We start from the raw sequence: 23,905 nt of genomic DNA on the forward strand, positions 1-23,905 counted from the left end.
ACATTGAATTGCTGAGGATTTCAATCCTTAACATTAAATCAGATTTGCATCATAAATGTACATCCTCATTTAACAGGTATTTTCCTTTATTAAGTCTTTGTCTTATAAATAATTCTGCAATAATTAGATTTGGTACCCATGCTAACCAAGCAATAACAGTGTAACTAACTTCAAACTGCTCTAATCCAAATAGCAATACAAACAAAGGTAGCCAAATTCTTAATGTAACTGCCGCAAAGGTTAAAGAATAATTTCTAATCACCCAATTTCGATGGTCTTGAATTTTCTTATTCTTAACTCTATTTAATGCTTGATATGCTGATGTTAGCCAAAATACGGATAACAAACCGAGACCAAGCTTTGCTACCAATCCCCCCATAGCGTAAAAGGATAAGTACAGTCCTGAAACGCCGCCTAATAATATACCAACCATATAGATTCTCCCAACTATTCGATGACGGTTAATATTCTTTCCTCTAAATTTTGTGGATAATGTAAACGGACCGATTACTAATGCTACTATACTAGTTGTAATATGTATAAATAACATTATATACCAAAAAACAATTAATTTAGATACAAACATAAGCTTCATTTTGACAAGTCCTGTTTGAAATCCATCCATAATAAAATATTGGGCCACAACATAACTAGCTACTAAAATAGCTAAAAAAATGAATATAAACCAAATTTTACTGCCCCCTTGTTACATTTAGGGCCATTTGATTATACATTACTGTTCATTCTAGGAAGGAATAGAAAAGCCTTATTTAATTATCTATTCAACACATTGTTTTTTCATTAAAACAACTCTAATTGAAGTCTATAAAAAATGAAATTAGATATATTGCAAACAAAAATTGAGTTATGAAAATCCATTCGTCGTTAAAACAACAAAGAACCGCTTCAGCATATTTAACTGAAGCAGCCCTTGTTATCTCAAAAATGGTAATGCTGCTTGCTGAATACTGCTTTGAGTTGAGACATAAAATGATTTTGCAAACCCTTCATTGTGAATACATTCATCTATTACAAGCATTATAGGAATCTTCCGTAAGTCTAACATTAGCTCCTTTCTAACATGTTCTGCTAAAGCAAGATTAGATATAGATAATATAAAAATTCCTGGTAAACTCTTCGTGTTTTCGAAATTCAATAAATTATTTGGTCCATTTTGAATTTGATCTTCCCAAATTCTCAATCTCGATTTTAAGTGCTGTGCATATCGCTGCCCCTGTTGCACCCTTTCAAATATGAAGTTTTGATTTCCAATTGGAGTTTTAATTTCTCCAACAGCAATGGGATTATATCCGGTACCAGTACCTTGTAGCTTTGGATACCAGCACCAATTTTTTAATAACTGTTGGCCTACTGCAAACTCATATTTTATTTGATTCATAGTGACAAATCTTTGTATACTCGCCACCCCAAGTTTTAACCACTGCTCTGGCTTTAAAGAATAGTTTGTATTACGGTTATGATAAGCCCACATCATCAAATGACCTGCAGTATTTAATGTAATTGGAGCAGATGTTTTAGGCTGATCCGGAAATAGCCCCGATTTCATCTCCCATCTACTAACAAACCCATACAGTACTAGTTTTTTCAGCGATTCCGAAACCTGAGACCTACTAATTTTAGACTCCACAAAATTTTTAATTTGAGCTTCTGTAATCGCTAATGAATCCCAAATAAGTTTTAGTATTAAATTGTCTTTTTCATTTATAAAACCTGAATTAATTCTGTCATAAATACTACGTAAATCTGTGAGTGGTTTGAATTTATCTGGAAGAATTGGTCCCCCCTGTAAAGAGGGGTCATCCCAAAGTGATAAAGATTGGTCCCTATTAAGCCAAAATTGAACCGCCTTTCCATTCTCTTGTACGGAAACCTGCGGCGCACTCATTAGTTATATAAAAACGCCGTTGGGTCGTTAACTTTTTTACGTCCAAAAGGAAACTTGAAGATAACCCCCGACCCTCTCTCTTTTTCTACATCCACATTTACAATTCTCATACTTACTACTTCATCCAATACTGGCTGTTCGATTGTTTTAGGGACAATTCCTTTAATTGTGCAGCCTTGGTCCAATTCAACAAAAACTCCAAAACGCGGGTCAACATTTACAACTCGCCCTACAATTGTGTCCCCTTCAGCTAATTCAGATAACAACTGATAAGGATTTTCCACTGCCGCTTTCCTAGAAACGTGAATTAGTCGTTGCTCCGGATTAAATTGTAGAACCTTAACTGGGATACGTTCACCAATAGGTGCATAGCGATCCACTGCGTTTTTATACACTCTTCCATAGTTTAGTTCATGTAACTTCATGAAGCATTCCGCACCATTAATGCGTAAAAATATAGTAGGAACCTGAGCATTCATATTGTATCCAGTTACTTCTGCTTCGTAGGTTGGCTCTTGCAGTCTTTCATCTTGCTCCAATTCTATTAATTCACGCATTAAAGCATCCGCAGATCTTCTGCTTGCTTCTTTTACTGAAACCTGAACTTTATTTACATCTAGTTCATCAGACATTTGAGTAATTACTACGTTAAAAATATTACCTGTGAATTGTGTAATACTTCTAAAAGAATAATCTGAGAAGTCCTCTTTCTTACAAATACCTATAATCTTTCCGTTTTCAAGGGCGAACTCAGCATATTCAGTATCTGGATCGTCTTTATCGTGTCTTTTAACCGCTCTCAATACTGCTTGAATTGGCTCTTTATATCTACGTAGTCCCTGTAGCTTTTCATAAGTTTTTGAATCCATAAAAATATCTCCTCTCCCTCGTTCAATATTTATAAAGTTCAAAAATAATACTTCTACTTGAATTATTGATACTTTTAGCTAAGAAACTAAGATTTTTAGAAATATTTTCTGAAATTTATAATCTTGCTATTTTTCATATTTATAATCTCTATTATTTTTTCATTATTTTCAAAAGGTGAAACTCAGCAAGAAGCAAAAGAAGTTGTAGACGACATTGTTACCGGTCCTAATGGGAAAACACTCTTAATCGTTGCTGTGGTATTTGTAATCGGAGGGATATTTATTGTTGGTAGTATTGTAAATAATGGCTATGAACCACCTTCAAATCCAAGTATGCGAAACGATCGTACACCTTTGAATTGTGCTCATTATGGTGGCGAATGGGACACAGGTGGTCTTTTTGGAGAAGCTAAATGTGTTTATAATAAAACTGATGAATTGGATAATGAATAGTATATAAAGGCCTTATCTTTTCTATAGGAAGATGAGGCTTTTTTATGCATAAAGAAAAGACACCCAAATAAGAGTGTCTTTTCCCATAGTTTTTAGCAGAAGCAAGAAGCTCCGACAATTATTAATAAGATAAATAAGACAACTAATAAAGCAAATCCTCCTGCAAAGCCACAGCCGCCACCGCAGCTACCACCAAAGCCCATAATATTTCCTCCTTTAAATAGTAGGAGAAAAATAAGGAGTCACTCATGTATTTTAATGGATTCAAATTACTTTATGTTTTTATGGATTAATTGAGCAGGTCCTTTTGAAAATAGTTTGTATATCGAAAGTAGAGGATTAATTATCCTGCATGTCAATCAATATGCTAAATTGCATATCTAAAAAAGTAGAATTTGTTAACGTTTTCAAAATAAGGAATATTCTTATAAATTTCTGTTAATATCAAACTTGTACTTATTATAAAACAAGGGGATGTTTATATGTTTAAAAAAGTTACATTGGGGATATCATCATTAGCAGTGGCAACGGTAGTTGGGTTAGGAATGGCATCGGAGGCATCAGCAGGGCCAGCAGCACCTCTAACTTCTTTAAGTGTAGTAAAAGTGGAATCACAATTGGGTGGAGTTGAATACATTACCCCTAATAGTTTTAGTACAACTAAAGATCATGGGGGAAGTTACTTATATGTTTACACAAAAGAAATAGGGTATGGACAGTTTCCTTTTGCCAAAATGAATGGATTTGATGTAAAAAGTATTGGTTCACAAATAATTGGTGGTAATCCTATTGTAGGTTGGGAATATAAATGGGACGCATCAAATCATCAAGAAGGGACTTTTGAATATCAAAAGACTTCAATAAACTATCCAAGAGATACGTGGCGCACTTCGTTATATATTAAATAATTAGTTATATATATTCGTAGCATGATAATCCCTTCACAATGTGTGGGGATTTTTTCATAAAAAAAAGACACCCTAAGGTGCCTTCCTCCGACCTGAACCACGTTCATTTAGTATAAACCTATCCGTATTATCCCTTTGTTATACGTGTAAACACATCCTATAAAACAGAATCGTCTATATACACCAGATTGCTAGTTCACAAAATATCAAGAGATTTGAGATCAATATGTTACGTCTTTCAAAAGAATCTGCTTTATAGAATGTATCCACAATATATATTTTACTACATGTAATATTTATATAGTGTATTTTTTTACAAATATGTATAATTGCATAAAGTTTACAAGAAAAATAGAGTATACTTTGGTATTGTGTAATAAAGATATAGCCCACCTCCGGAAATAGGTGGGCTTGTTTATGTAATGTAGAATAGATTCAATGTATACTGTGAGGGGGTCAGTAGGTATTAATCATAGCGCCAAACTTTGTTCATATTTCTCTACATCTTCCATAGTTTTAAATATTAATACATCAAAAATTCTTTTTTCATTCCCACATACGACAACAAAACCATCCGTTGCTTCCAAAACCCTACCGACGACGCCATCCGTAAGTTTAATACTGGTGAGATGTTTTACGTTCAGTTTTTCTTCTTTTTGAATATAAGGGGTCACCTTACATGCCCATCAACTTAAGAAAACAAATCCACCCCAAAACGAAAAAATGAGCTTTTTCATTACAAATTAGCACAAAATCTTGTTCTGGGGGTAGTTGCATTTTCTTAGCTTGATAGCGATGGGGTGGTACCCCTACTTGGCTAGAAAAAAACTTATAAAATATAAGGTAATAAACAAAAAAACACCTACCAATATGAGGTGAACCCGAATATTGGTACATGAAAAAAACACCTCCTGAATTCGCATACTAAATATGCAAATTCAATGGAGGTGTTTTTTTTCATCTCCCCTCTTCCAGTCGCTAACATTTAAAATACAGAAAGCCTTCCTTTGTTTTACTTTCGATATTGTAGAGAGATAAAACTTGTATAACAATTGAAGATTTTAGTAAAGTAACTTTGAATATATTTTTCATGTAAAAATATTCCTTAACGTACAATTTTCTTTTTTGGGTCGCGTGCTCCCTATAAGTTCTTGAACTAAATAACATTACCCTCCAAATGCTTTAGTATCAATATTGTTCTTATTAAGGAAATTTTCTATTTTTTTCTGCTCTCTTCCATTCACTACATCGACTTGATCAATTATTGGTTTCTTTGGAAGATCTCCGTTACTTACGTCATCTATAAAATGATCAAGTCTTTCATCTAGTTTATAAAGGGTCTCATTTAAAGCTGTGATGTACTGGCTAATTCTTTTAGATTCTTCTTGATAGCTTTCGGGCAATGTATTATTTAAAATATAGTTAGAAAAATTTTTATCATTTTCTTTTAGAAGCTTGTAAATTTGGCCTAATTTCTCTAATTCATTTCCTTGCAATTTTTTTTCTTCGTCTATAATCTCTTGAAATGGTTCACTAGCATTAGATAACTCTTCATAGCTATCCAAGTATGTTTTTATACTTGATTTTATTTCTTCTTCGTCTATTATTCTATTTTGTTTTTCAGAGGTAAAAATATTACTAGGAATCTCTACGTTTTGCATAGGAGGCATTTCATCTTTTGTAGTATCAACATTTTCCTTTTCCTTTTGTGAACATGCGCTTAATATAAAAAGAATAAAGGCGCTATAAAAAATCTTTCTCATCATAGTTTATTCCCCCTGGCAATTAACATATTCCATCTCAAGTATTTAATGAATAGTCTAAAAAAGGACTTCCCAATATAATACCCTAGGAATGCTAAAATAGAACCCACGATAACCCCTTTTATAGAATCGAAAACTTCTCCAACTCCAATTGTACTAAATCCATTAACAAATCCCATTATAATTAAAATCAATGGAGACAGAATCATGATAGGGACACTGATGATATAAGCTAATATAAATGGTGTCAATATTACCAGTGTAATTAAACTCACTATAATAATAATACAATTTATTAAACTTAATCCCATAATTGACAACATTGCTGTAAGCATATTTTTAATATTTTTATGCTCGTCAACCTTCTTAATAGAATAAATTGCATTTAATTCTTTAGCAATCTCTACAGGATTTCCTAATTCTTTAGAGATTTCCTCTTCACTTTTATTTGTATGTTTTCCCTCAGTAAAGTGAATAACATATTCAGCTATTATATCCTTTTTTTCTTTTTCAGGCATAAACTTCAAACTATTTTTGAGTATTTTCAAAAAATCCTTCTGGTTCAAGTTTATCATTCTCCTCGATAAAGCGATTAATTATTAGGAAAAACTCATTCCATTCAAATTTCAAATCTTCAAGTTTATCAACCCCATCCTTTGTGATTGTGTAGTATTTTCTAAATGGTCCTTCTGTTGATTCTTGATGATAGGTAGTTAGATGTTTTTCTTTGACTAGTCTTCTTAATATTGGATAAACAGTGCCTTCAGATATGACAATTTTACTCGATATTTTTTTTACTAATGCATATCCATATTCATCCCTTTTATTTATTATCAATAAGACTATTAACTCAAGTACGCCTTTTTTAAACTGAGCATTCATACTTTATCACCAGCATTTTTAATTATTTCTAATCGAAATATTCTAATAATAGTTTATATTAAAATGGAAAATAAGTCAAGAATTCCCTTTTAAGTAAGAAAACGAATCATCTTCGTTTTCTTACTTAAAAGAGAATTCTAAGAAACATATAACAAATCTTTGAACATTAGGCATACTAATATTCGTACTAAAAAAAAGAACGTGAGGGGTATGGAAAATCAAAACTTATTCAAGTAAAAACACTATCAGTCTGATGCTGTTTCTATTTAAATACATATTGGTTTTCCATACTAGAACCACTTATTACATTACCATAGATATAAACTCTTTATATCTTTTATTTATTTCACTAACTCTTTCATGTGAGCCTTTGCATACAATCTCTCCATCTTCAAGGAATAATATATTATCATCCGGTTTTACTTCTTCTAAATTATGAGTTACTTTAATTACTGTCTTCCCCTTTGTAAGTGTCTTTATAGACTCTAAGACTAAATTTCTGGATTCTATATCTAGATTAGATGTAGGTTCATCTAACAAAATTATATCCGGGTTTTTTAAGAATAATCTGGCTATATTCAACCTTTGTTTTTCCCCCCCTGATAATTTATCACCACTCTCGCCTATGTTCGTATCAAGTTTATCTTTTTGCTTTTCAACAAATTCTTCTAAATTTGCATATCTTAAAGCTTCTCTTATATTAGATTCATCAATATACTTTTCATCAAGACCATACAGCAAATTTTCCAAAATAGTACCACTAATTAATGAGGAACCTTGACTTACTATACCTATGTTTTTTCGCAACTCATAAGTATTCAATTGATTGATATTTACATTGTCTATCGTTATTTCACCATTTGTTGGAAAGTAAAACTTCTCCAATAAGTTAATTAAAGTTGTTTTTCCGGATCCAGACGGCCCAACAATAGTTAAAGCTTCTCCACGTTTTATATTGAAAGTAATATTTTTTAGAATCAAGTTATCTTTATATCCAAAGTTAACTTGTTTAAAGGATACCTCGTTTTGAAATGCATATTTAGTATTGCTAGTTTGTTCAATTTCATTATTATTCATTATAGTATTTAAACTCTTGATAGCACCGTTTGCTTTGTGGTACTCTCCAATAAACCCACTAATTGAGCTCATTGGGGTCATCATTTGAAATGCATAAATAACGAACGCAATTAATGTACTGATAGATAACGTTCCTACCGATATTCTATAAGCTCCATACCCCACCACTATTAATAAACCTAGAATAAGTAAAAGGCTCACTAAAGGTGCTACCATGGCGAAAATTTTACTTTCATATAAGTTTGCATTATACAGCCTGTCAATACACTTATACATTATTGACTTTTCATGCTTTTCTGCTGTAGAAGCCTTCACCATTTTTATATTTTTAAAAGTCTCTTGAGTTTTTGCAATAAAAACAGAAATTTCCTTTTGTTGTCTATCCCCCGTTTGTTCCGTCTTTCTCATAAGAGGAAAGATGATACCAAATATAAATGGGGAGATTATTAGTATAACAATCGTTAATTTCCAATCTAAAATAATTGTTAATGTTAATCCACCAAGTATCATAATAACACCCGTAACTAATTTAGGGATGTGGTACGTTATTAGATCCTTTATAATTTCCGTATCATTAACAATTCTACTGGATAATTCCCCACTATGGTGCTCATCAAAAAAGTCAACTTTAAAATGGAGCATCTTAGTATATATATTTTTTTGTAAATCACGAATTATCATGTTACCAAATTTAGCTATTATATACTGATTTACTGATTCAATTATAGACTTTGCTATTAGAAATAATACCAACCCACCAATCATCCATAGACTGATCTTATTAACTGAAAATTCATCGACAATATCTTTCACTAAAAGCGGGAATACTAGGGATGCTACTGTAAATAAAATTGATACAATTATTATCGTACTTAGAAGTAACTTTTTTCTTCTATCGTTAATTGCTAGAAGGAGCACTTTATATGCATTCATTTATATTCACCTCATTAAATTAAGACAATAAAGTTTGATTGATCAAACTCTATTGTCTTTATGGAGAAACAAGTATTTAATGTTTAGCAGAAGAACCAGCTTGCATTGCTACTTGTTTTACATTGAACACTTTTAGAGGATTGCGCCTTCAGTTGAACATCTTTAGAAATAGATTCTTTTTGTAAAGATAGTACTTTATTCATTTAATACCCCTCCGTTCTTTCTATATTTGATGTTTTAATGCTTAGCAGAAGAACCAGCTTGCATTGCTACTTGTTTTACATTGAACACTTTTAGAAGATTTCGCCTTCAATTGAACATCTTTAGAAATAGATTCTTTTTGTAAAGATAGTACTTTATTCATTTAATACCCCTCCGTTCTTTCTATATTTGATGTTTTAATGCTTAGCAGAAGAACCAGCTTGCATTACTACTTGTTTTACATTGAACACTTTTAGAAGATTTCGCCTTCAATTGAACATCTTTAGAAATAGATTCTTTTTGTAAAGATAGTACTTTATTCATTTAATACCCCTCCGTTCTTTCTATATTTGATGTTTTAATGCTTAGCAGAAGAACCAGCTTGCATTGCTACTTGTTTTACATTGAACACTTTTAGAAGATTTCGCCTTCAATTGAACATCTTTAGAAATAGATTCTTTTTGTAAAGATAGTACTTTATTCATTTAATACCCCTCCGTTCTTTCTATATTTGATATTTTAATACCTAGCAAAAGAACCAGCTAGTATTACTTGATGGGGAACACCCCAGACTTATGCTTGATTTTGCTGGATTTTGGCCCTTACCCTTTTGTTTTGTTTTATTCATTTTTTGTAATGCAAGAACATCTTTCATTTTTATCACCCCCTTTTATATAAAGTAATTTCCCTATCCGTGTAAATAATTCCTAAAGTAAATCTGATGTTTTTCTTTGGACTATATCGTTTACAAATCTCAGTATCCTTATGGTTGAAGGGTCATCTTTCGATAGAAGAAAGGGGTTCAACTATATTTTGTAAACTTTCTTCTGTAAAAGTTGAAGAACTAAATACTTTTTCTAAATTGAGTATGGGTATCCATGAATGGTTCTTACTTTCTAAAATATCATTTATCGTTAACAATAAACCAGAAGAGCCAGACATGATATCACCAGAAATTCTAAAACACGAATCACCAGGAACAAATATACAATCAGCATCCTCTAATAAGTGTAAATTAAGTGTAAATAATGCCGAATTAACCAAACTACTTTTTTGGGTATATAACTCTAATAAATTTGCAACAGCTAAAATGCCCGTAGTTCCTTGAAATAATCCAGCATTATAAAAGCATTTACTTTTTGATATTTTACTAATACCCTCAATTTCTTTATTCCATTTCTTCAATTTTGCATTTATCTCTAATTCAACAATCGGTAAAGCTAAACCACTTCCCCCACCGGCAAGATAAGGTAATATCCTAAAATCATCATCAATTTGATACAAGCCAGTATCATCGAATATCCCTAGTTTCATTTCCTTTTCCAATGCCTGTTCTGATAATACTAACCATTTATTATCGTTTGTTTTTTTATACAGTGCAGTAAAATACAGGGAAACCCCAGCCCAACTGGTCATAACCCCTTTATCAACAACATCGTAATCATAAGTAATAATTGGTGCATCAGCATTCAACTTGTTTATTAATAATTCTCCGATATAGAGACAAATATTTAAATATTTAGGATCATTGACTTCGTAACTAAATCCTAAGTATGCAAATCCAATTCCACTTAAACCTGTTGCAAAAGAAATATCTTCAATGTGTTTAAAATCAATAAACGAGTCGAATAGAGCCTTTGCTTTCTCCTGATAACCTAGTTCCCATAAAACCGATGCTATCCCCATATTACCGGTGAATAAACCATTTTCTAATTGAATAAGTTTATTAATATCTTGATTTTCAACCCAATCTTTTGCTTTCTGATTTATTCCTCCAGTTCTATGTAATGCCATTGCAACACCAAAACCACCGGTTAACACATTTAGCATGCCTGTCTCCATTTCATATTGCCGAATGTCTCCAGGTAATAGCCTCTCTTCATTTTTAACGTCCTTTAAAATAGAATTACGCAATTTTAATTTCATGGCTGATAGGTCAAATTTTTGTTTCATTTGTCCATTTGTAGTCAGTAATTCTTCCATAGGACGTGATCCGTAAAATTCACATAATGACTCAATACGTTCAATTATTGTATTTGCTTTTTCTCCAAATACAACTCGAATCCAATTACTATGAATAGTGTCCATATTCCAGGATATATCTTGGACACAACCAATTGGTACAAATAGCTGTTTTGCTATCCTTAATAATGCAAACCAATCACTTTGTTCTTTATTCATTTCTTGATTCCCTATGAAACCGGGAGTCATTAATCCAGAAAGAGAATCGCTTGTTGAACTTGCAGTTTCAAAATCAATTAATCTAATTTTCTCTTCTGGTGTAATTATGATATTAGCAGGTTGTAAGTCCCCCATACCTATATCATTTCTATGAAGTTCGTGTATAGACTCAATTAGTTGATTGATGATATTTATACAGGATTTTGTATAAGATTCGTTTTTTATATTAGAACTAAAAGGGTAGTTCTTCACTAGCCATTCAGATAAAGAATCACCTTCAATATACTCTTCTTCTATAAAATAATGTTCCCAGGCACGGAAAGAACTTATTTTTTTAACTGGGTATTGTGCCTTTTCTAATTTATCTAATATCTCGCTTTCATTAACAATTCTAGAAAAAGCATCCTGCCCTTGAGCGTCTACTGCAGCATGAGGCCTTCCTTCTTTTAGAATGACTTTCATATTATTACTTTTATTTTTACAGATATAAACGCCACCACCATTACTAAAATGCAATGCTTCATTTATATCAAAATTATCTAGAGGAGATGAGGTGTCAACTTGATTCAACTCTTCATCCATTTTTCTAATTTCTATTGGCTCTTCTACAAAATTAGGTAAGTAATAGTAAGGAACTCTTTTATCTTCAATAAGTTCACCTTCTAAATTTTCTATAGCATCAACTTTCTCGCCATCTATATATACATACCTAGACATGAAAGCACCATATCTAAAATATATATTAGAGTTATACCATCTTTTGTCATTCAATATATAAGGGCCAGGTTTTAAATGGGCTAAGTTGCTTTCTAATAACCTCAATAAATCAATAAATTGATCATCATTTTCAGGATATATAGTTATAAACTTCCCTGACGAACCTCTATCTCCGTATTTAGAATCCTTCAGTACTAGCTCCTTATTACTTCGGACATATTTAAACGATATGTTTCTTTCTATCATTAACTTGGAAACAATATCTAAAGTTTTTTGCGATTCTCTGATATCCGTACTAACATGAATTTTCCATCCTTGTTTAGGGAGTCTTGCACTTTTAGGCATTAGGTTTGTCCAATGCTCACCATCAATTAATACATAATTATCAAATGGATAGTCTACGTTTAATAACCCTTGACTAATTTCATCAGCAACACTATAGTAAGGATTTTTATTTATATACTTTATATACCTATTATCCATTAGAACCCCCCTATATAATACATAAGCACAAATTAACTAAATTGATTTGTGCTTATGTATTTAAATTATTATTTAGGACTAACACAGAAAAAAAGGCTTAAACCACTTTGGGTTTTACAATTAACACTAACATTTGAACCAATGGGCTTATCATTATTTTTATGTTTTTTTAAACTTTGCAATGATAAAACATCAAATCTAGACATAGATATCACCACCTTTCTATACTGTGTACCAATTTTACTGTATCACCTTAATTGGCAACCTTATTCAACATGCGGATACATCAATTTTTAAAGAGGGCTTATATAGTTTATAAATATTCATAGTTTATAAATATTTATATTTTCCAAGTTACTAACCTTTTTATTTGCTTGTAGAAATAAATTTTCTATATGTTCTCCCCAATAAGGTCCCCAAATTATATCTTTAACACTATTAAACGACAAACTTGTATTAGAAAATTGAAAATATTCATTATTCATTTTCATTATCCAAGGACTTCCTGAACTGCCCACGCCCAACTTTCCTTTTAAACCTAACAATGTTGAATTATATATATGGTCTTCAAAAGTAATATTTCTTATTACCTCGACTTTTTTCTTTCTGAGGAATTTTTTACTTATGTAAGGTACTAATGCATTCTGTTTTTTTGATGAGTTATTAAATATAGGTTTGATTAAATTGTCCATTGCTACAGGAGGTTCCCTTAATGTCAAAAAAGCAGTGTCATAGTCTACTATCCCATTATTAACCCACTCAGTACTAATGTAGATTTCTTCAATTTCATATTCTTTATTATCATTCGTTATAAAGGTTACTTCATTTGCAGATAATTGTTTATACCAGTCAAAGACACAATGTGCAGCAGTACAAACTATGGGATAGTCCAATCCTTTAATTAAGGAAGCATTACTTATAAACTTGGTTTTATTTTGTTTTATTTTCAATAATCCTGTATTCATTGTTTTTTTTTCATTATTTTCCATAGTAGATAATTTGATAATTATTCCTCGCTTCTTTAATTGGTATAAATATACAATAATCCTAAAATGAGGATAACTCAATATTTTCTTTGTAAAGTAATGTGTTATGTATAATAGTGTTCTATACATAAGACTAGGGTTTCAAACGCAAAATTCTTAAAGTAACTGTAGGGTACAAGGAGTATTACCAGCATTTTTTAAAAACCTTCACGCTAAGAATGGTTCTGTTGCAAGGTTTTTAAAATTGAGCTTAAATTCTGCAACAGAACCCATAAGTTCCCCACTCAGCCTCCTGTAAAAAGGGAGGAAATGATTTATAAAATAAGGATTCATGATGTACCATACTAGATATTTGGTAGGTGACGTGCCTCTTCTGTCTATATTCTCTTCACCAATCTTCTATATCGCTTGTTGGCATCGTATTATAAAAGATCCTTAATCCTTTGAACTGTATCCATAAATCATGGACACTAAAAAAACCCCATGATTCGGGGTTTTTGTGTATTTTTATCAAAAAACCTCGTTATAATGGAACCAACGATTGGAATGCCATTCGTATTGGTAACTGATTGCCATTCTATTCTGCTCTTCTACCATGTTTCAAATGCGGCAATTACTTCTTATGAAAAAAACGAGAACTGAGTGAATATAAGGCCATATATATGATTAAAGATTACTTTCTTCTTCTTTTCCAATCTATACAGAAAGACACCCAAGTGCTATCAAAGATCCTAATTCGCCTGTTCAACCTCCTACAGCAAAACAGGCAAAAATCTCATCGATATGAGAAGCAAATAGTCTTTGATATATTAGGTGTCGTTTACAATTGTACTATGTCTGATAATCAAGCGGCTTAAATCAAAAAATTGAAACCCATTAGGGTTTATTTCGTATGCAAATCTTTAAATTCCCTACACGTAGCTTTTAAAAAAAAGAAACAACCTCTACTATAATTAACGTTGTATGGGCTTAGCTTGATAGCGATGGGGTCCTGCCACATCAGGTATTATCTACATAATTGAAGAGATAAAACACCCATACATTAGTAATTACTTCACGACCCTATTGTAAGTTTACAAAATTCCCAAAAGACCCCTCTCATTAAAAATAAAAAGAGGCACTTTTTTAGTAATCTACATGTTAAGTGTGTACAAATCCTAAGGCATACGATCTTTTAAATCTGCTAAAGGTATAAGCTTGTCGACAAGCCATAATTTCTTATTTCCATCATAGATAAGATTTATTTGCATTAATGACATATTATCAGATGAAACACCATTAACTGTAATTTTACTTTTCACTTTTGCCAATACATTTGCTTTTGTAGTATCCAAAAATGCATAATACAACTCGCCACCTGTGTATTCAGATTGAAATGAAACTTTCTTCTTTTCTTTCTCATCTCCAGTTCCAGGAGCAGATTGCGTTGGTCCACCTGGTGGTGTTAATTCTTTCTTTGCATTTGGTGTTATATATGCATCGATATTAGCAAGGTAAGATTCGCCTTTACCTGTATCATAAGTACGGAAAGCTTTAAGAAATCGTTCTGCAGCTTCTTTTACTTGTTGTTGATTATTACTCTTTAGAGCTGACAATTCCTTTTTCGTATCGATGTATTGTGCCTCCACCTTTTCCACTTTTTTCGTTAATTTTATATTATCAGTTTTAAGTTTTTCGTTATCAGATTGATACTTTATCAAAAAACCTACACTAGCTATTAATAAAATTGCTATTATAATGGTGATTTTATTCATGATTTACCTCCTTTTCGCAGTTTCATAAGTTGCTAGGTGTTACATGCATTATTATCTAACTACACGACCATACCCCGCAAAATGCTGTTGAAAATATGGTTTACTTAAATCAGCATAGCCAATTGGATCGCCAGCATGATACATTGTATTATTTCCTACATAAATGCCAACATGCGTAATGTAGTTACTTGTAGCATAAGTGCTATGGAAAAATACTAAATCTCCTGGCTTAGGATCTGTTACACGTTGGGTTTTATCCCATTGGGTTTGTGCAGTACCAAATAAATTAATACCAACCCTTGAATAGGTATACTCAACAATTCCACTACAGTCAAATGATGTATTTGGTGTTCGCCCTCCAAAAACATATGGCCATCCTTGATACTTTAGTGCTTCTGTCATAATTGCTTGGAATACATCATCACCTAAAACGCTACCACCAGCAATTCCACCAGAACCACCAGGGGTTTGACCAGGTTGATAGTATCTCATAATATGTGGGACATAGTCTGGATCACCATAACACCAATTATTAGCTACTGCCTCTGCACTTCGCCATGAACCACATTTATACCCATTTTTAGCTGATTGCTCTGCAGAAAATGCCCTTGCATTCTCGTGAGTATATCCACCTTTCGAAACTGCGTAGTTAGCATAGCCAGTTCCGTAGTTATAGCACTGTAATGTAATATTTTGATCGCCGTTGGATTTTTTATGACAATCAGCAAAATGCATTAAACCATATTTAATACTTTCTTCTGGATCTGTAAAATAACCCGGAGGATGATTTTGTGATTCAGAACTTTGCATAACATCCAATTGTGTTCCAGAACTTTCTTGTTGAATAAGAGCTAATATTAATGGAGTCATTGCTTCTATGCCATGTTGCGCCGCATATTTCCTTACCAATGGCTCCCATCTCATTACTTCAGGACTGACACTTGCAGTACCTGGGGCAAAAGGACCACCAATTCCTCCAGGACTAACTTCATCTTCACTCATTGTGGCGGTTAATAAAAATATCACTATACCTAAACCTGCAACAACAGCCAAAATAACACCGGCTACTATTAATAATGGCTTTGCAACAGCAACTGTAGCTGCCTTCTGTGCTACTTTAACTGCTACTTTCTTACCTACTTGTGCAACTGCTTTACCCGCTAATTTTGATCCTTTACCAGCCGCCTTCCCTAAAGAATGGCCTGCCTTTTTCAAGGCAGGCTTAGCATTCCCTAGTTCAGCTTCAGGATGATGTTCATTTTCATGGTCGCGATTTGGTTCCGCACTCAATGTATAAACCCTCCCTCGTGTGCTGAATTATTTTGGTTTTATGGTTTCTTTTGCTTTTACATTTTTTAAAGCTTCTTGTTGTGTTTATGCTTTTGTGTCAACTTTTTTTAATTGCTGCCCCTTCTTTTACCTGTTGCTGATTATTCACTTTAGGAACACTTTTAGTTTGTTGTGGATTAACCGATTTTACTTCTACTTGTTTTTGTGGCGTACTTACATGTGAATTAGTGACTGGTTTACTCTCAATCGATTTCGGTTGTGATGGTGTTGTTCCTGACTGTGGTGCTGTGATTGGTTTACTCTCCATCGGATTTGACTGTAATGGTGTTGTTCCTGACTGTGGTGTTGTGATTGGCTTACTTTCCATCGGATTCGATTGTAATGGTGTTGTTCCTGACTGTGGTGCTGTGATTGGTTTACTCTCCATCGGATTTGACTGTAATGGTGTTGTTCCTGACTGTGGTGCTGTGATTGGTTTACTCTCCATCGGATTTGACTGTAATGGTGTTGTTCCTGACTGTGGTGTTGTGATTGGCTTACTTTCCATCGGATTCGATTGTAATGGTGTTGTTCCTGACTGTGGTGTTGTGATTGGTTTGCTCTCCATCGGATTCGCCGGCGATGGTGTTGTTCCTGACTGTGGTGTTGTGACTGGCTTTGTTTGACCTGTTGGTGTTTTAATTGTTGCTGCTGGTTTTGCTTCTGCTTTTACATCTTCTTCTTTACTATTTAATTCCTCATTTGATTGCGCTACTGGTTTAACATCCGCTTTTACATCCTCTTCTTTACCTTTTAGTTCTGCCTGTTGCATTTCAGTGTCATTACCTTCATGATTCCCTCGTACTGCTAATTCTGGATTCTCTTTAGTTGCGGCTACTTCTTCCTTAACCCTTTCCTGCTCTTGATTACCTTTTCTATCGCGAACACCTAAATTTTCTTCTTTTTTCATTTGATTTATATTTTTTTCTTTTTCTGCTTGCATTTGTTCTTTTCCCTTGCGTTTACCATCTGCTACCTTTTCTTTTCTATCTGCATAGTTTTCTTTCAACTGTTTAAACTTACTATAGCCTGATTTCCCAATTTTCCCTGCTGTCACAGCACTCGCACCAGCTACTGCTACACCTTTTCCAACTGCCTTAGATCCATGTTTAACATCACGATATTTCTGCCTAATATTACTCATAGCATCTGAAGCTCGCGCTGCTCCTGCACTTGCCGGTACTGTAGTAATTGCATCGAAAATTGTTTTACGGTATAACCAAACACCTAAGAATGAAAGTACTTGTAATGCAGCTACAACTAAATATCCATATTTATCGGTAGCGCTAAATAGGATTGACGATACCCAAAACATTAAAGTTACCAGAAAGCCTATTGCTACTTTCATTAAAAGTGTTCTAAATAATTCAGCTAAGAACCTTTTAGCTGTTCCAGTCCAGGCTGGAACTAATGCCATTAATAACATTACAGGTGACATTAAAGCTACAATAATAAACATTAATTGATAGAATAACATCGCCATACTGCATAATCCAAGAACAATCCATAAAGGTAGATTAATTGCTCCAAGTAATAAAACAAGTGCCCCTCTTTCAAAAGTAGCATCTAACGAGAGCGTTTGGTTTTTCTGAACCTCAACTTCATCCTTTAAAAGAGCTTTTCTTTCATCAGGATCTGTCGTTGTTAACATTTTCTTAATTCTCTCATCACCAATTTTCTTCATATCTGTTGTACCAAACTGTAATAACGTATAAGGTTGTTTGATTAATAGAGTATGCGTTAAATCAGTGATAGAATCGACACCACTTGAATATCCTTCACTTGCTCCACTAATACTTTGAGTTGAATCAAGAACAGTTTTATTTACTTGTTCGGAGAAAGTATTAAGTCCTTTGATGATATAACTTGAATTCGCAAAAAAACCTAGGGTGAAAACTAAAATACCTAATGCTTTTAACAATCCTCCTAGCATCTCTGACTGGCGTCGTTGTACAAAGCCTACCCAGATAACCCAGCAAGCTAATAAAGCTAACATGAGTCCAATTAATTCACTATATATTCCATTTCCCCAAGAACCATTGAAGCCTGCCGCTTTAGAGATTACATCACCTAACTTATCTCCAACATCAGCTACTATATTTAAACTCATTGATTGGCCTACCATACTAGTCACAAAACTACTAATTGCAAGGTTTACTGACCACCCAATACTAATTAATATAAAAATAGTTGCTACAATTTGTTCTTTAATATTATCTTTCCATTTCCAAAATTTAAGAGATTCTCCAAATCCACCTTCTGAAGTATAAACATCGATGCCATAACTACTTGGTGGATATTCTTCATATTTTAATGTTTCCTTATTCTTTGGAATGATATCGTCTATAAGAGAAGGTCTGGGTTCTTCCTCTGCATATACTGGAGCAGCTTTAAAAAGTAAATTAAATGCTAAAAGCAAAGTACAAATTAATAACAATAGGGTAATAAACTTTTTCATTACATGTTACTCCCCCTTTTATGGGAAAACCATTAGTCTTTGGAACTAAACTCATTTGTCGGTTTAGTATTTGCTAATTCATCAATTTCATTTCGTTCAGGGCCGGTATAACTTCGAACTTTGAACCCATCTTCTGTACGAACTACTCTTACCCATTTCACTGCTTTATCGATATTCTTAGGGGGCTTCTTTGAAATAAAGTTATACATAATTGTGTCCTTATCTACCACATATTCTTTTACAGTGTAATCTTTGTAAGATAAATTATTTTGAGGTCCTTTATTAGGGTCCAATATTTTATTTTTCTCCCCATCGACAACTAATTTACGTATTGTTTTATAATCATGTTGTAAGTCAGCCTTTACAAAGTCCAACATCATTTCTCTAGGAGTGTGTCCCTGTCTATCTTTTTCTTCTCCTACATTTGTTTCGCTATTTCCACATGCTGCGCTCAAAATTAGAGCGCCAGCACATAGGCTAGATAGCATTAATTTTTTTAGTTTAGTTTTTACCATGTTAACTCACCCCTACATTTATTTTTTCTCCCCCTTCTTCGACAAAGGTTGCATTAACTTCCTGCTTTTCATCATCATTTGACTTTCTATAATTCTTTCTTGCATTTGGTCTTGTATCGAATGCATCGTATAAATCCTTAAACACTACATCCATTGTGACAACACCTGTTCTTCCTTGGATATCTTGGAATAAACATTGTCCTGTTTCTAAATTAGTAATAATCGCATGATTTTCCTCATTATCAGGTAATCCAAAGAAGTCTAAAATTGAAGAAATCTCTTTACTGTCGGTATTATGGAATGAGAACTTCATACCGATATTATTCTTAAATGTCTCATCACCAAGGTCACTTGCACTTTGAGTTGCAAAGTATACTGCAGAGTTTAAGGCACGACCTTCACGAACTAGCTTACGAGCCAACTCTCGCCCTTGAGAAGTTCCCATGATTGCCCATGCTTCATCTAATAGAACAATTTTGAATTTAGTAGGGTCCTTTTGAAAGAATTTTCTTGCAAATGAAGATAGAGACATCAGCATACTAACTGATAGATTTTCCTGTAAGGTATAATCTTTCGGATCTTTTTGAATATCTGGCATATCAAGATGTTGAATTTGTATGATATTTACTGCTGTATCAAGTTCAATATCTCTATTTGTTCCATCACCAAAGATTAAGTGTGCAAATGATAAATTCTCAAATGCTTGAATATGAGCGGCTAATTGTTGATCCACTTTATCATCACTATCTTCAAGATATTGAGACACCGCTGTTAAGCACGGCTCTTCCATTCCTGCTACGAATTCTACAGCTGAAGCCAAGCGCGGGAATTTCTCCGAGTTATCAGGTTTAATACCTGTAATGAAAGTAAGAATTGTCATAGCTAACTCAATTGCATCTTTTCGGCTATGTTTATGAATAATAAATGGGTCTAATTTCCCTTCATCTCGCCTATCAGTCCCCAGTGTAATTACGTTTACCTTACCTTCTAAGCCGTGTAAATCTTCTGTCCAGTTCCCCCTCTCACCTTTCGGATCGACTATTAGTGTTTGAGCTCCTCCTAGTACTGCTAGGTAAACAATTAAGTTCGTTCCAAATGATTTACCAGAACCAGTACTTCCTGTTACCGCAACTGAAAGTGCGCTCGTTTTTTGATTTGCAACAGTATTTGTCGCTGCGAGAGAAGGTGTCATATAAACTGCTTTGTTTAAAATACCAGTTGTACCTATATAAAATCCGATATTATCACCTAAATCTTGTGTTGCACCAAACATACCGGCCGCCAGAACCCCAGGCTCCATAAAGTGTATATAATCATTTACATATCTTCTAGCACCAGGGATAAATTCATTAAACAGCAAGAACTGGTCTCCATATGGTCTTACTAGTTCAATCATCATCTCTCTATAAATAGAAATGAGTGAATTGGTATTTCGACGCATTGTATCCAAATCTTCAGCACATATACAGAAGGATACTGATGTCTTAACAAGTGGCATACGTGTCTTTTGTATAAGGGCTTGTAATTCAGTAGCTTCTTGAACACCCTCATACACGTTTAGTCCAACAGTTTGTGAATTTTCCCTTGCATGTGTTTCTTGATCTTCTAAATCTTTTTTCTTTTTATTTAGTTTAGATAGAGCTTTACGGTGGTTAATATTTTCTGTGCGTATACTTAGTTCGATTGGGAAATCTATATTTTGGATCATATACATCCACTCTTGGTCTGGAAATTCCATTGTGTATGGAATCTTCGATGCCGATAAGAAACTCATATACGCTGGATACTCTAATCCATCAGAACCGATTTGGGACATTTCTATATGTCTTCCTTTAACGTCTATCTCCGATTCTGTTAGGCGTAACAAGCTCTCTTGATTCGGAAAGATAGCAGAATCGTCATCAACTACCGGTGGCGTCCATCCTGCTGTAACAGGTGCTTCCAATGTACGATAGAAGTTGCGTAATACAATCCATTGTGTTTCATTGGTTTCTAAACTTCTTACTGCTAAATGTTTTCTTATTTTATTTCTAAAGGCGCTAGCTTCCCGTTTATACATCTCCAAATCAGTTTTTAGTATTTTGGTATCACCAAGTAATCCAAACTGTTCTGCAGTGTTTTTAAAGGTATGAAATGCAGTGTAAAGCATTTCCTTAAGTCCTTCTTGTATGTGTCTTACTTTTAATTTCACACCTATAAAATAACGATATTCTACAGCGTTTTTACCAAATTTTCTTTCTAACTCATGGACAACGTCATCAGTATGATCGATTGCCAGCTCTTTTAGTTCACCGCTTACTGTTTCTTTAAACTCATCGGCTTTTTCTTTGAAATTCTGATAAACAGGTATCATTAATAGATGTTTTTCTTCTTCATAATTCCAAAATAAGCCGAGTTGTCGCATAAACAACGTATTTTTATCATCGTCTCCTTTAAATTCATAAGGAATCCCGTATACCTCATAATACGCCCAGCAAGAACCATCTTGGTTAAAAATCAAATTATCATGAAAATATTTGACTGGAAATTCAACCTGATTCATTTGTGCCTCCTTAGAGAAGAATATGAGACTAAACTAATTCTTCCGTATAGATTAATTAATTACTTTTTCTTAATTGAATCATCCTTAAATCGAACTACTGTCTTATATTGATAGCTTCCAATATTTCCAGTTGCATCTTTATAACGACTCAACTTCTTTTTTTCAAATGTAAATACAAAGAATCGATACATAAATTTGTGTGGGCTTTTTCCATCCAATTCTACATTTCCAAAGAAGTACGCTACACCACCAGGTAATATTAGATATTTAAAAAAGACGTTGTCTCCTAATGGTAAAATCTGTTGTAAGAATATTATTATTAATAGTGTTCCAACAAAAATCCCCAGCTGCCTGTAAGGTACAGGGAAAGGGAGTGTTATATCCCTTATCCCATATAAACTCTTAGGAATATCCCATATAGAGTTGTAAGTCCTTACTTCCTTGCGAGTCGGTTTCTGAGTCACTTATACCAACTCCTTAAAATTTCTATTTTTTACTAATAATTATTTAAATAATAAATTATATAATTTTGTTCCAAGATCTTTGAATACATCTGGAGTGAATACAAACACAGATACAATCGCACAAAGTACTAACCAACCAATTAGACCAGCCATTTGTCTTTTTACAAGTAAAACTATTACACCGATGATTGCTACAACTAAAAAAATGGGACCTAACTGAGCTACTAACCAGTTTTTTGCATTCACTCCAAAATTAATGTTGCCTAAGACCGCTGCATCCGTAATAGCAGGTAATTGCTGAGCAACCATATCTAATCCCAAAAGCTCCATAATTATTTACCCTCCACTTTCTCTAATGTGTTTTCAAATTTCTTCATAGAGCTAATTGAAAACTTGTTATCTTTATTTACAAGATTTAAATCATATGTGTATGTGTACTCTAAGCTGCTATCATTGTCTTTTAACTTAGCATCAACTAAGACTCTGTATCCTTTATCCTTATCTTCATAAATTTGTAGGTTTTCTAATTTGCTAAATGTCATAATACCTTTTAGTCCATTTGTTATATTACTTTTTTCAAAGTAGTAAGCAATTTCTTCTGGTGTTCCTTCTGTATACACTTTAAATACAGATTGTAAAAATTGTTCTACTTTTTTTATTTCTGCATCTGTATTAATTTCTCGTCCTTCTGATTTGAAAGTGGCTACTTTATAAGATGCCTTTTCTCTCTCTCCATGAACGATTGTAGGATTGTTAGGGACTACCATCTTCCCTTTCTCCATTAAAACTGGTATAGAGAAGTACCTTATAACTTCTTTTGGTTCTTTTGATGTGTCTGGAGCTTGTGTCGTTCCAGGAGCAGGATTATTTACAGGTTCTAGTTTCTGAATGATTTTCAATGTAACTTCTGCTTCATTTCCTTTTTGTCGGACCTCTACTGCTTCCGATTTAACTAAAGTACTAGAAGCGTTTTTTAAAGTATCTCTATTTAATCCACCTTGCTCATCAGATCCTTCAACTAGAAATTTCTCTAATCGTTTTCTTCGTTCTTCAGCTACATTCATATCAACTTTCCAATTAAAATAATTAGCGGCAAAATTATTCGCATATGCAATTAATTCTGCTTCTGACATTTTAATTTTTACGGGTTCCTCTTTCTTTTCCTGAACAGCTACTGCTCTAGGAGGACCGGCAAGTTGGATAAATGAAAGGGAGCTTCCTGCAATCATGAATCCCATCACACACCAAAATGTAACCTTACCTACTTTTCTTCCTGTTATTGCTGGAACTTTCTCCCTTGTTTTACGTTTCTTCTTTTCTTTAAGTGCTTCTGAATTTTCTTGTTGCATATCTAATATTTCAGTTGTTTTATTCTTTGCTTTTTTAAAGAATGTAAATTTCTTTTTTTCGGCGTTTTCCTGGGATTTCTTTTTTACCATGTCTTCACCTCTCTTTTTAAATGGTTAGGAGATTACAAAGTTCAT

Annotated in this window: 26 protein-coding genes and 2 pseudogenes; 3 read left to right on the forward strand and 25 right to left on the reverse strand. The window is 33.3% G+C overall.

What is annotated here, in order from left to right; translation table 11 throughout:
• Positions 1–49: 49 nt before the first annotated feature.
• From ACU8YW_RS28870 to ACU8YW_RS28880, 3 genes are all read right to left on the reverse strand, one after another.
• Complete coding sequence (locus ACU8YW_RS28870) at positions 50–625, reverse strand: DUF2306 domain-containing protein (RefSeq protein WP_426934422.1); 576 nt, start codon at positions 623–625, stop codon at positions 50–52.
• Positions 626–934: 309 nt separating this feature from the next.
• On the reverse strand, positions 935–1,906 hold the full coding sequence (locus tag ACU8YW_RS28875) for a hypothetical protein (RefSeq protein WP_426934416.1): 972 nt from the start codon (positions 1,904–1,906) through the stop codon (positions 935–937).
• Entirely contained in the window at positions 1,906–2,775 is an 870-nt protein-coding gene (locus tag ACU8YW_RS28880; protein ID WP_426934417.1) for an RNA-binding protein, read from the reverse strand. Before ACU8YW_RS28880 ends, ACU8YW_RS28875 begins: the two co-directional genes overlap by 1 nt.
• A 108-nt stretch (positions 2,776–2,883) precedes the next feature.
• Here ACU8YW_RS28880 and ACU8YW_RS28885 point away from each other — a divergent pair, with 108 nt between their 5' ends.
• Positions 2,884–3,228: a hypothetical protein gene (locus tag ACU8YW_RS28885; RefSeq protein WP_426934423.1), complete on the forward strand. Its 345-nt coding sequence runs from the start codon at positions 2,884–2,886 to the stop codon at positions 3,226–3,228.
• Between the two features lie 92 nt (positions 3,229–3,320).
• Here ACU8YW_RS28885 and ACU8YW_RS28890 read toward each other — a convergent pair whose 3' ends face one another.
• Positions 3,321–3,431, reverse strand: a complete 111-nt coding sequence (locus ACU8YW_RS28890) for a YjcZ family sporulation protein (RefSeq protein ID WP_000505681.1) — start codon at positions 3,429–3,431, stop codon at positions 3,321–3,323.
• Between the two features lie 279 nt (positions 3,432–3,710).
• Here ACU8YW_RS28890 and ACU8YW_RS28895 point away from each other — a divergent pair, with 279 nt between their 5' ends.
• The gene (locus tag ACU8YW_RS28895; protein WP_025118671.1) at positions 3,711–4,136 is read left to right on the forward strand and encodes a DUF4879 domain-containing protein; all 426 of its coding nucleotides are present in this window, start codon (positions 3,711–3,713) and stop codon (positions 4,134–4,136) included.
• Between the two features lie 470 nt (positions 4,137–4,606).
• On the opposite strand, the pseudogene ACU8YW_RS28900 reads toward ACU8YW_RS28895, so the two are convergent.
• The 13 genes and pseudogenes from ACU8YW_RS28900 to ACU8YW_RS28960 form a co-directional block, all read right to left on the reverse strand.
• Positions 4,607–4,810, reverse strand: a pseudogene (locus tag ACU8YW_RS28900) (hypothetical protein); the annotation flags it as partial.
• A 492-nt stretch (positions 4,811–5,302) separates the two neighbouring features.
• Positions 5,303–5,902: an NDxxF motif lipoprotein gene (locus ACU8YW_RS28905; protein WP_136804545.1), complete on the reverse strand. Its 600-nt coding sequence runs from the start codon at positions 5,900–5,902 to the stop codon at positions 5,303–5,305.
• Positions 5,899–6,474, reverse strand: coding sequence for an HAAS signaling domain-containing protein (locus tag ACU8YW_RS28910; protein WP_086396668.1), 576 nt, complete (start codon positions 6,472–6,474; stop codon positions 5,899–5,901). The genes ACU8YW_RS28905 and ACU8YW_RS28910 overlap by 4 nt, the downstream gene beginning before the upstream one ends.
• On the reverse strand, positions 6,428–6,781 hold the full coding sequence (locus ACU8YW_RS28915; protein ID WP_000993663.1) for a PadR family transcriptional regulator: 354 nt from the start codon (positions 6,779–6,781) through the stop codon (positions 6,428–6,430). Before ACU8YW_RS28915 ends, ACU8YW_RS28910 begins: the two co-directional genes overlap by 47 nt.
• Positions 6,782–7,084: 303 nt before the next feature.
• Positions 7,085–8,791: an ABC transporter ATP-binding protein gene (locus ACU8YW_RS28920; RefSeq protein WP_086396667.1), complete on the reverse strand. Its 1,707-nt coding sequence runs from the start codon at positions 8,789–8,791 to the stop codon at positions 7,085–7,087.
• An 83-nt stretch (positions 8,792–8,874) separates the two neighbouring features.
• Complete coding sequence (locus ACU8YW_RS28925) at positions 8,875–8,994, reverse strand: class III lanthipeptide (protein WP_189340011.1); 120 nt, start codon at positions 8,992–8,994, stop codon at positions 8,875–8,877.
• A 41-nt stretch (positions 8,995–9,035) separates the two neighbouring features.
• Positions 9,036–9,155 carry a class III lanthipeptide gene (locus tag ACU8YW_RS28930; RefSeq protein WP_189340010.1) on the reverse strand — a complete coding sequence of 40 codons (120 nt, stop codon included), beginning with the start codon at positions 9,153–9,155 and terminating at the stop codon, positions 9,036–9,038.
• A 41-nt stretch (positions 9,156–9,196) separates the two neighbouring features.
• The gene (locus ACU8YW_RS28935) at positions 9,197–9,316 is read right to left on the reverse strand and encodes a class III lanthipeptide (protein WP_189340010.1); all 120 of its coding nucleotides are present in this window, start codon (positions 9,314–9,316) and stop codon (positions 9,197–9,199) included.
• A gap of 41 nt (positions 9,317–9,357) precedes the next feature.
• Positions 9,358–9,477 (reverse strand): class III lanthipeptide, encoded by a 120-nt coding sequence (locus ACU8YW_RS28940; RefSeq protein WP_189340010.1) that lies wholly within the window; start codon positions 9,475–9,477, stop codon positions 9,358–9,360.
• 41 nt (positions 9,478–9,518) lie between these two features.
• A complete protein-coding gene (locus ACU8YW_RS28945; RefSeq protein ID WP_189340009.1) occupies positions 9,519–9,647 on the reverse strand; it encodes a class III lanthipeptide in 129 nt (42 codons plus the stop codon).
• Between the two features lie 122 nt (positions 9,648–9,769).
• Positions 9,770–12,373, reverse strand: a complete 2,604-nt coding sequence (gene lanKC / locus ACU8YW_RS28950) for a class III lanthionine synthetase LanKC (RefSeq protein ID WP_426934715.1) — start codon at positions 12,371–12,373, stop codon at positions 9,770–9,772.
• Between the two features lie 68 nt (positions 12,374–12,441).
• Positions 12,442–12,579, reverse strand: coding sequence for a class III lanthipeptide (locus tag ACU8YW_RS28955; RefSeq protein WP_100910529.1), 138 nt, complete (start codon positions 12,577–12,579; stop codon positions 12,442–12,444).
• Between the two features lie 117 nt (positions 12,580–12,696).
• The gene (locus ACU8YW_RS28960) at positions 12,697–13,338 is read right to left on the reverse strand and encodes a trypsin-like serine peptidase (RefSeq protein WP_254914779.1); all 642 of its coding nucleotides are present in this window, start codon (positions 13,336–13,338) and stop codon (positions 12,697–12,699) included.
• A gap of 556 nt (positions 13,339–13,894) precedes the next feature.
• On the opposite strand from ACU8YW_RS28960, the pseudogene ACU8YW_RS28965 reads away from it, so the two are divergent.
• Positions 13,895–14,216 (forward strand): annotated as a pseudogene (locus ACU8YW_RS28965) (IS4 family transposase); the annotation flags it as partial.
• A gap of 300 nt (positions 14,217–14,516) precedes the next feature.
• On the opposite strand, the gene ACU8YW_RS28970 reads toward ACU8YW_RS28965, so the two are convergent.
• The 8 genes from ACU8YW_RS28970 to ACU8YW_RS29005 form a co-directional block, all read right to left on the reverse strand.
• On the reverse strand, positions 14,517–15,113 hold the full coding sequence (locus tag ACU8YW_RS28970; protein ID WP_426934716.1) for a YddI family membrane protein: 597 nt from the start codon (positions 15,111–15,113) through the stop codon (positions 14,517–14,519).
• Between the two features lie 51 nt (positions 15,114–15,164).
• A complete protein-coding gene (locus tag ACU8YW_RS28975) occupies positions 15,165–16,403 on the reverse strand; it encodes a bifunctional lytic transglycosylase/C40 family peptidase (RefSeq protein WP_446894133.1) in 1,239 nt (412 codons plus the stop codon).
• Positions 16,404–16,500: 97 nt separating this feature from the next.
• Entirely contained in the window at positions 16,501–18,900 is a 2,400-nt protein-coding gene (locus tag ACU8YW_RS28980; protein WP_446894134.1) for a CD3337/EF1877 family mobilome membrane protein, read from the reverse strand.
• A 32-nt stretch (positions 18,901–18,932) separates the two neighbouring features.
• Positions 18,933–19,415: a hypothetical protein gene (locus tag ACU8YW_RS28985; protein WP_262750156.1), complete on the reverse strand. Its 483-nt coding sequence runs from the start codon at positions 19,413–19,415 to the stop codon at positions 18,933–18,935.
• 1 nt (position 19,416) lies between these two features.
• The gene (locus ACU8YW_RS28990) at positions 19,417–21,957 is read right to left on the reverse strand and encodes an ATP-binding protein (protein ID WP_426934719.1); all 2,541 of its coding nucleotides are present in this window, start codon (positions 21,955–21,957) and stop codon (positions 19,417–19,419) included.
• A 59-nt stretch (positions 21,958–22,016) separates the two neighbouring features.
• Positions 22,017–22,421: a TcpE family conjugal transfer membrane protein gene (locus ACU8YW_RS28995; protein WP_097890861.1), complete on the reverse strand. Its 405-nt coding sequence runs from the start codon at positions 22,419–22,421 to the stop codon at positions 22,017–22,019.
• A gap of 39 nt (positions 22,422–22,460) precedes the next feature.
• Entirely contained in the window at positions 22,461–22,751 is a 291-nt protein-coding gene (locus ACU8YW_RS29000) for a hypothetical protein (RefSeq protein WP_000421394.1), read from the reverse strand.
• A gap of 2 nt (positions 22,752–22,753) precedes the next feature.
• A complete protein-coding gene (locus ACU8YW_RS29005) occupies positions 22,754–23,860 on the reverse strand; it encodes a conjugal transfer protein (protein WP_426934720.1) in 1,107 nt (368 codons plus the stop codon).
• Between the last annotated feature and the right edge of the window lie 45 nt (positions 23,861–23,905).

It is taken from the genome of Bacillus pretiosus, from assembly GCF_052947655.1.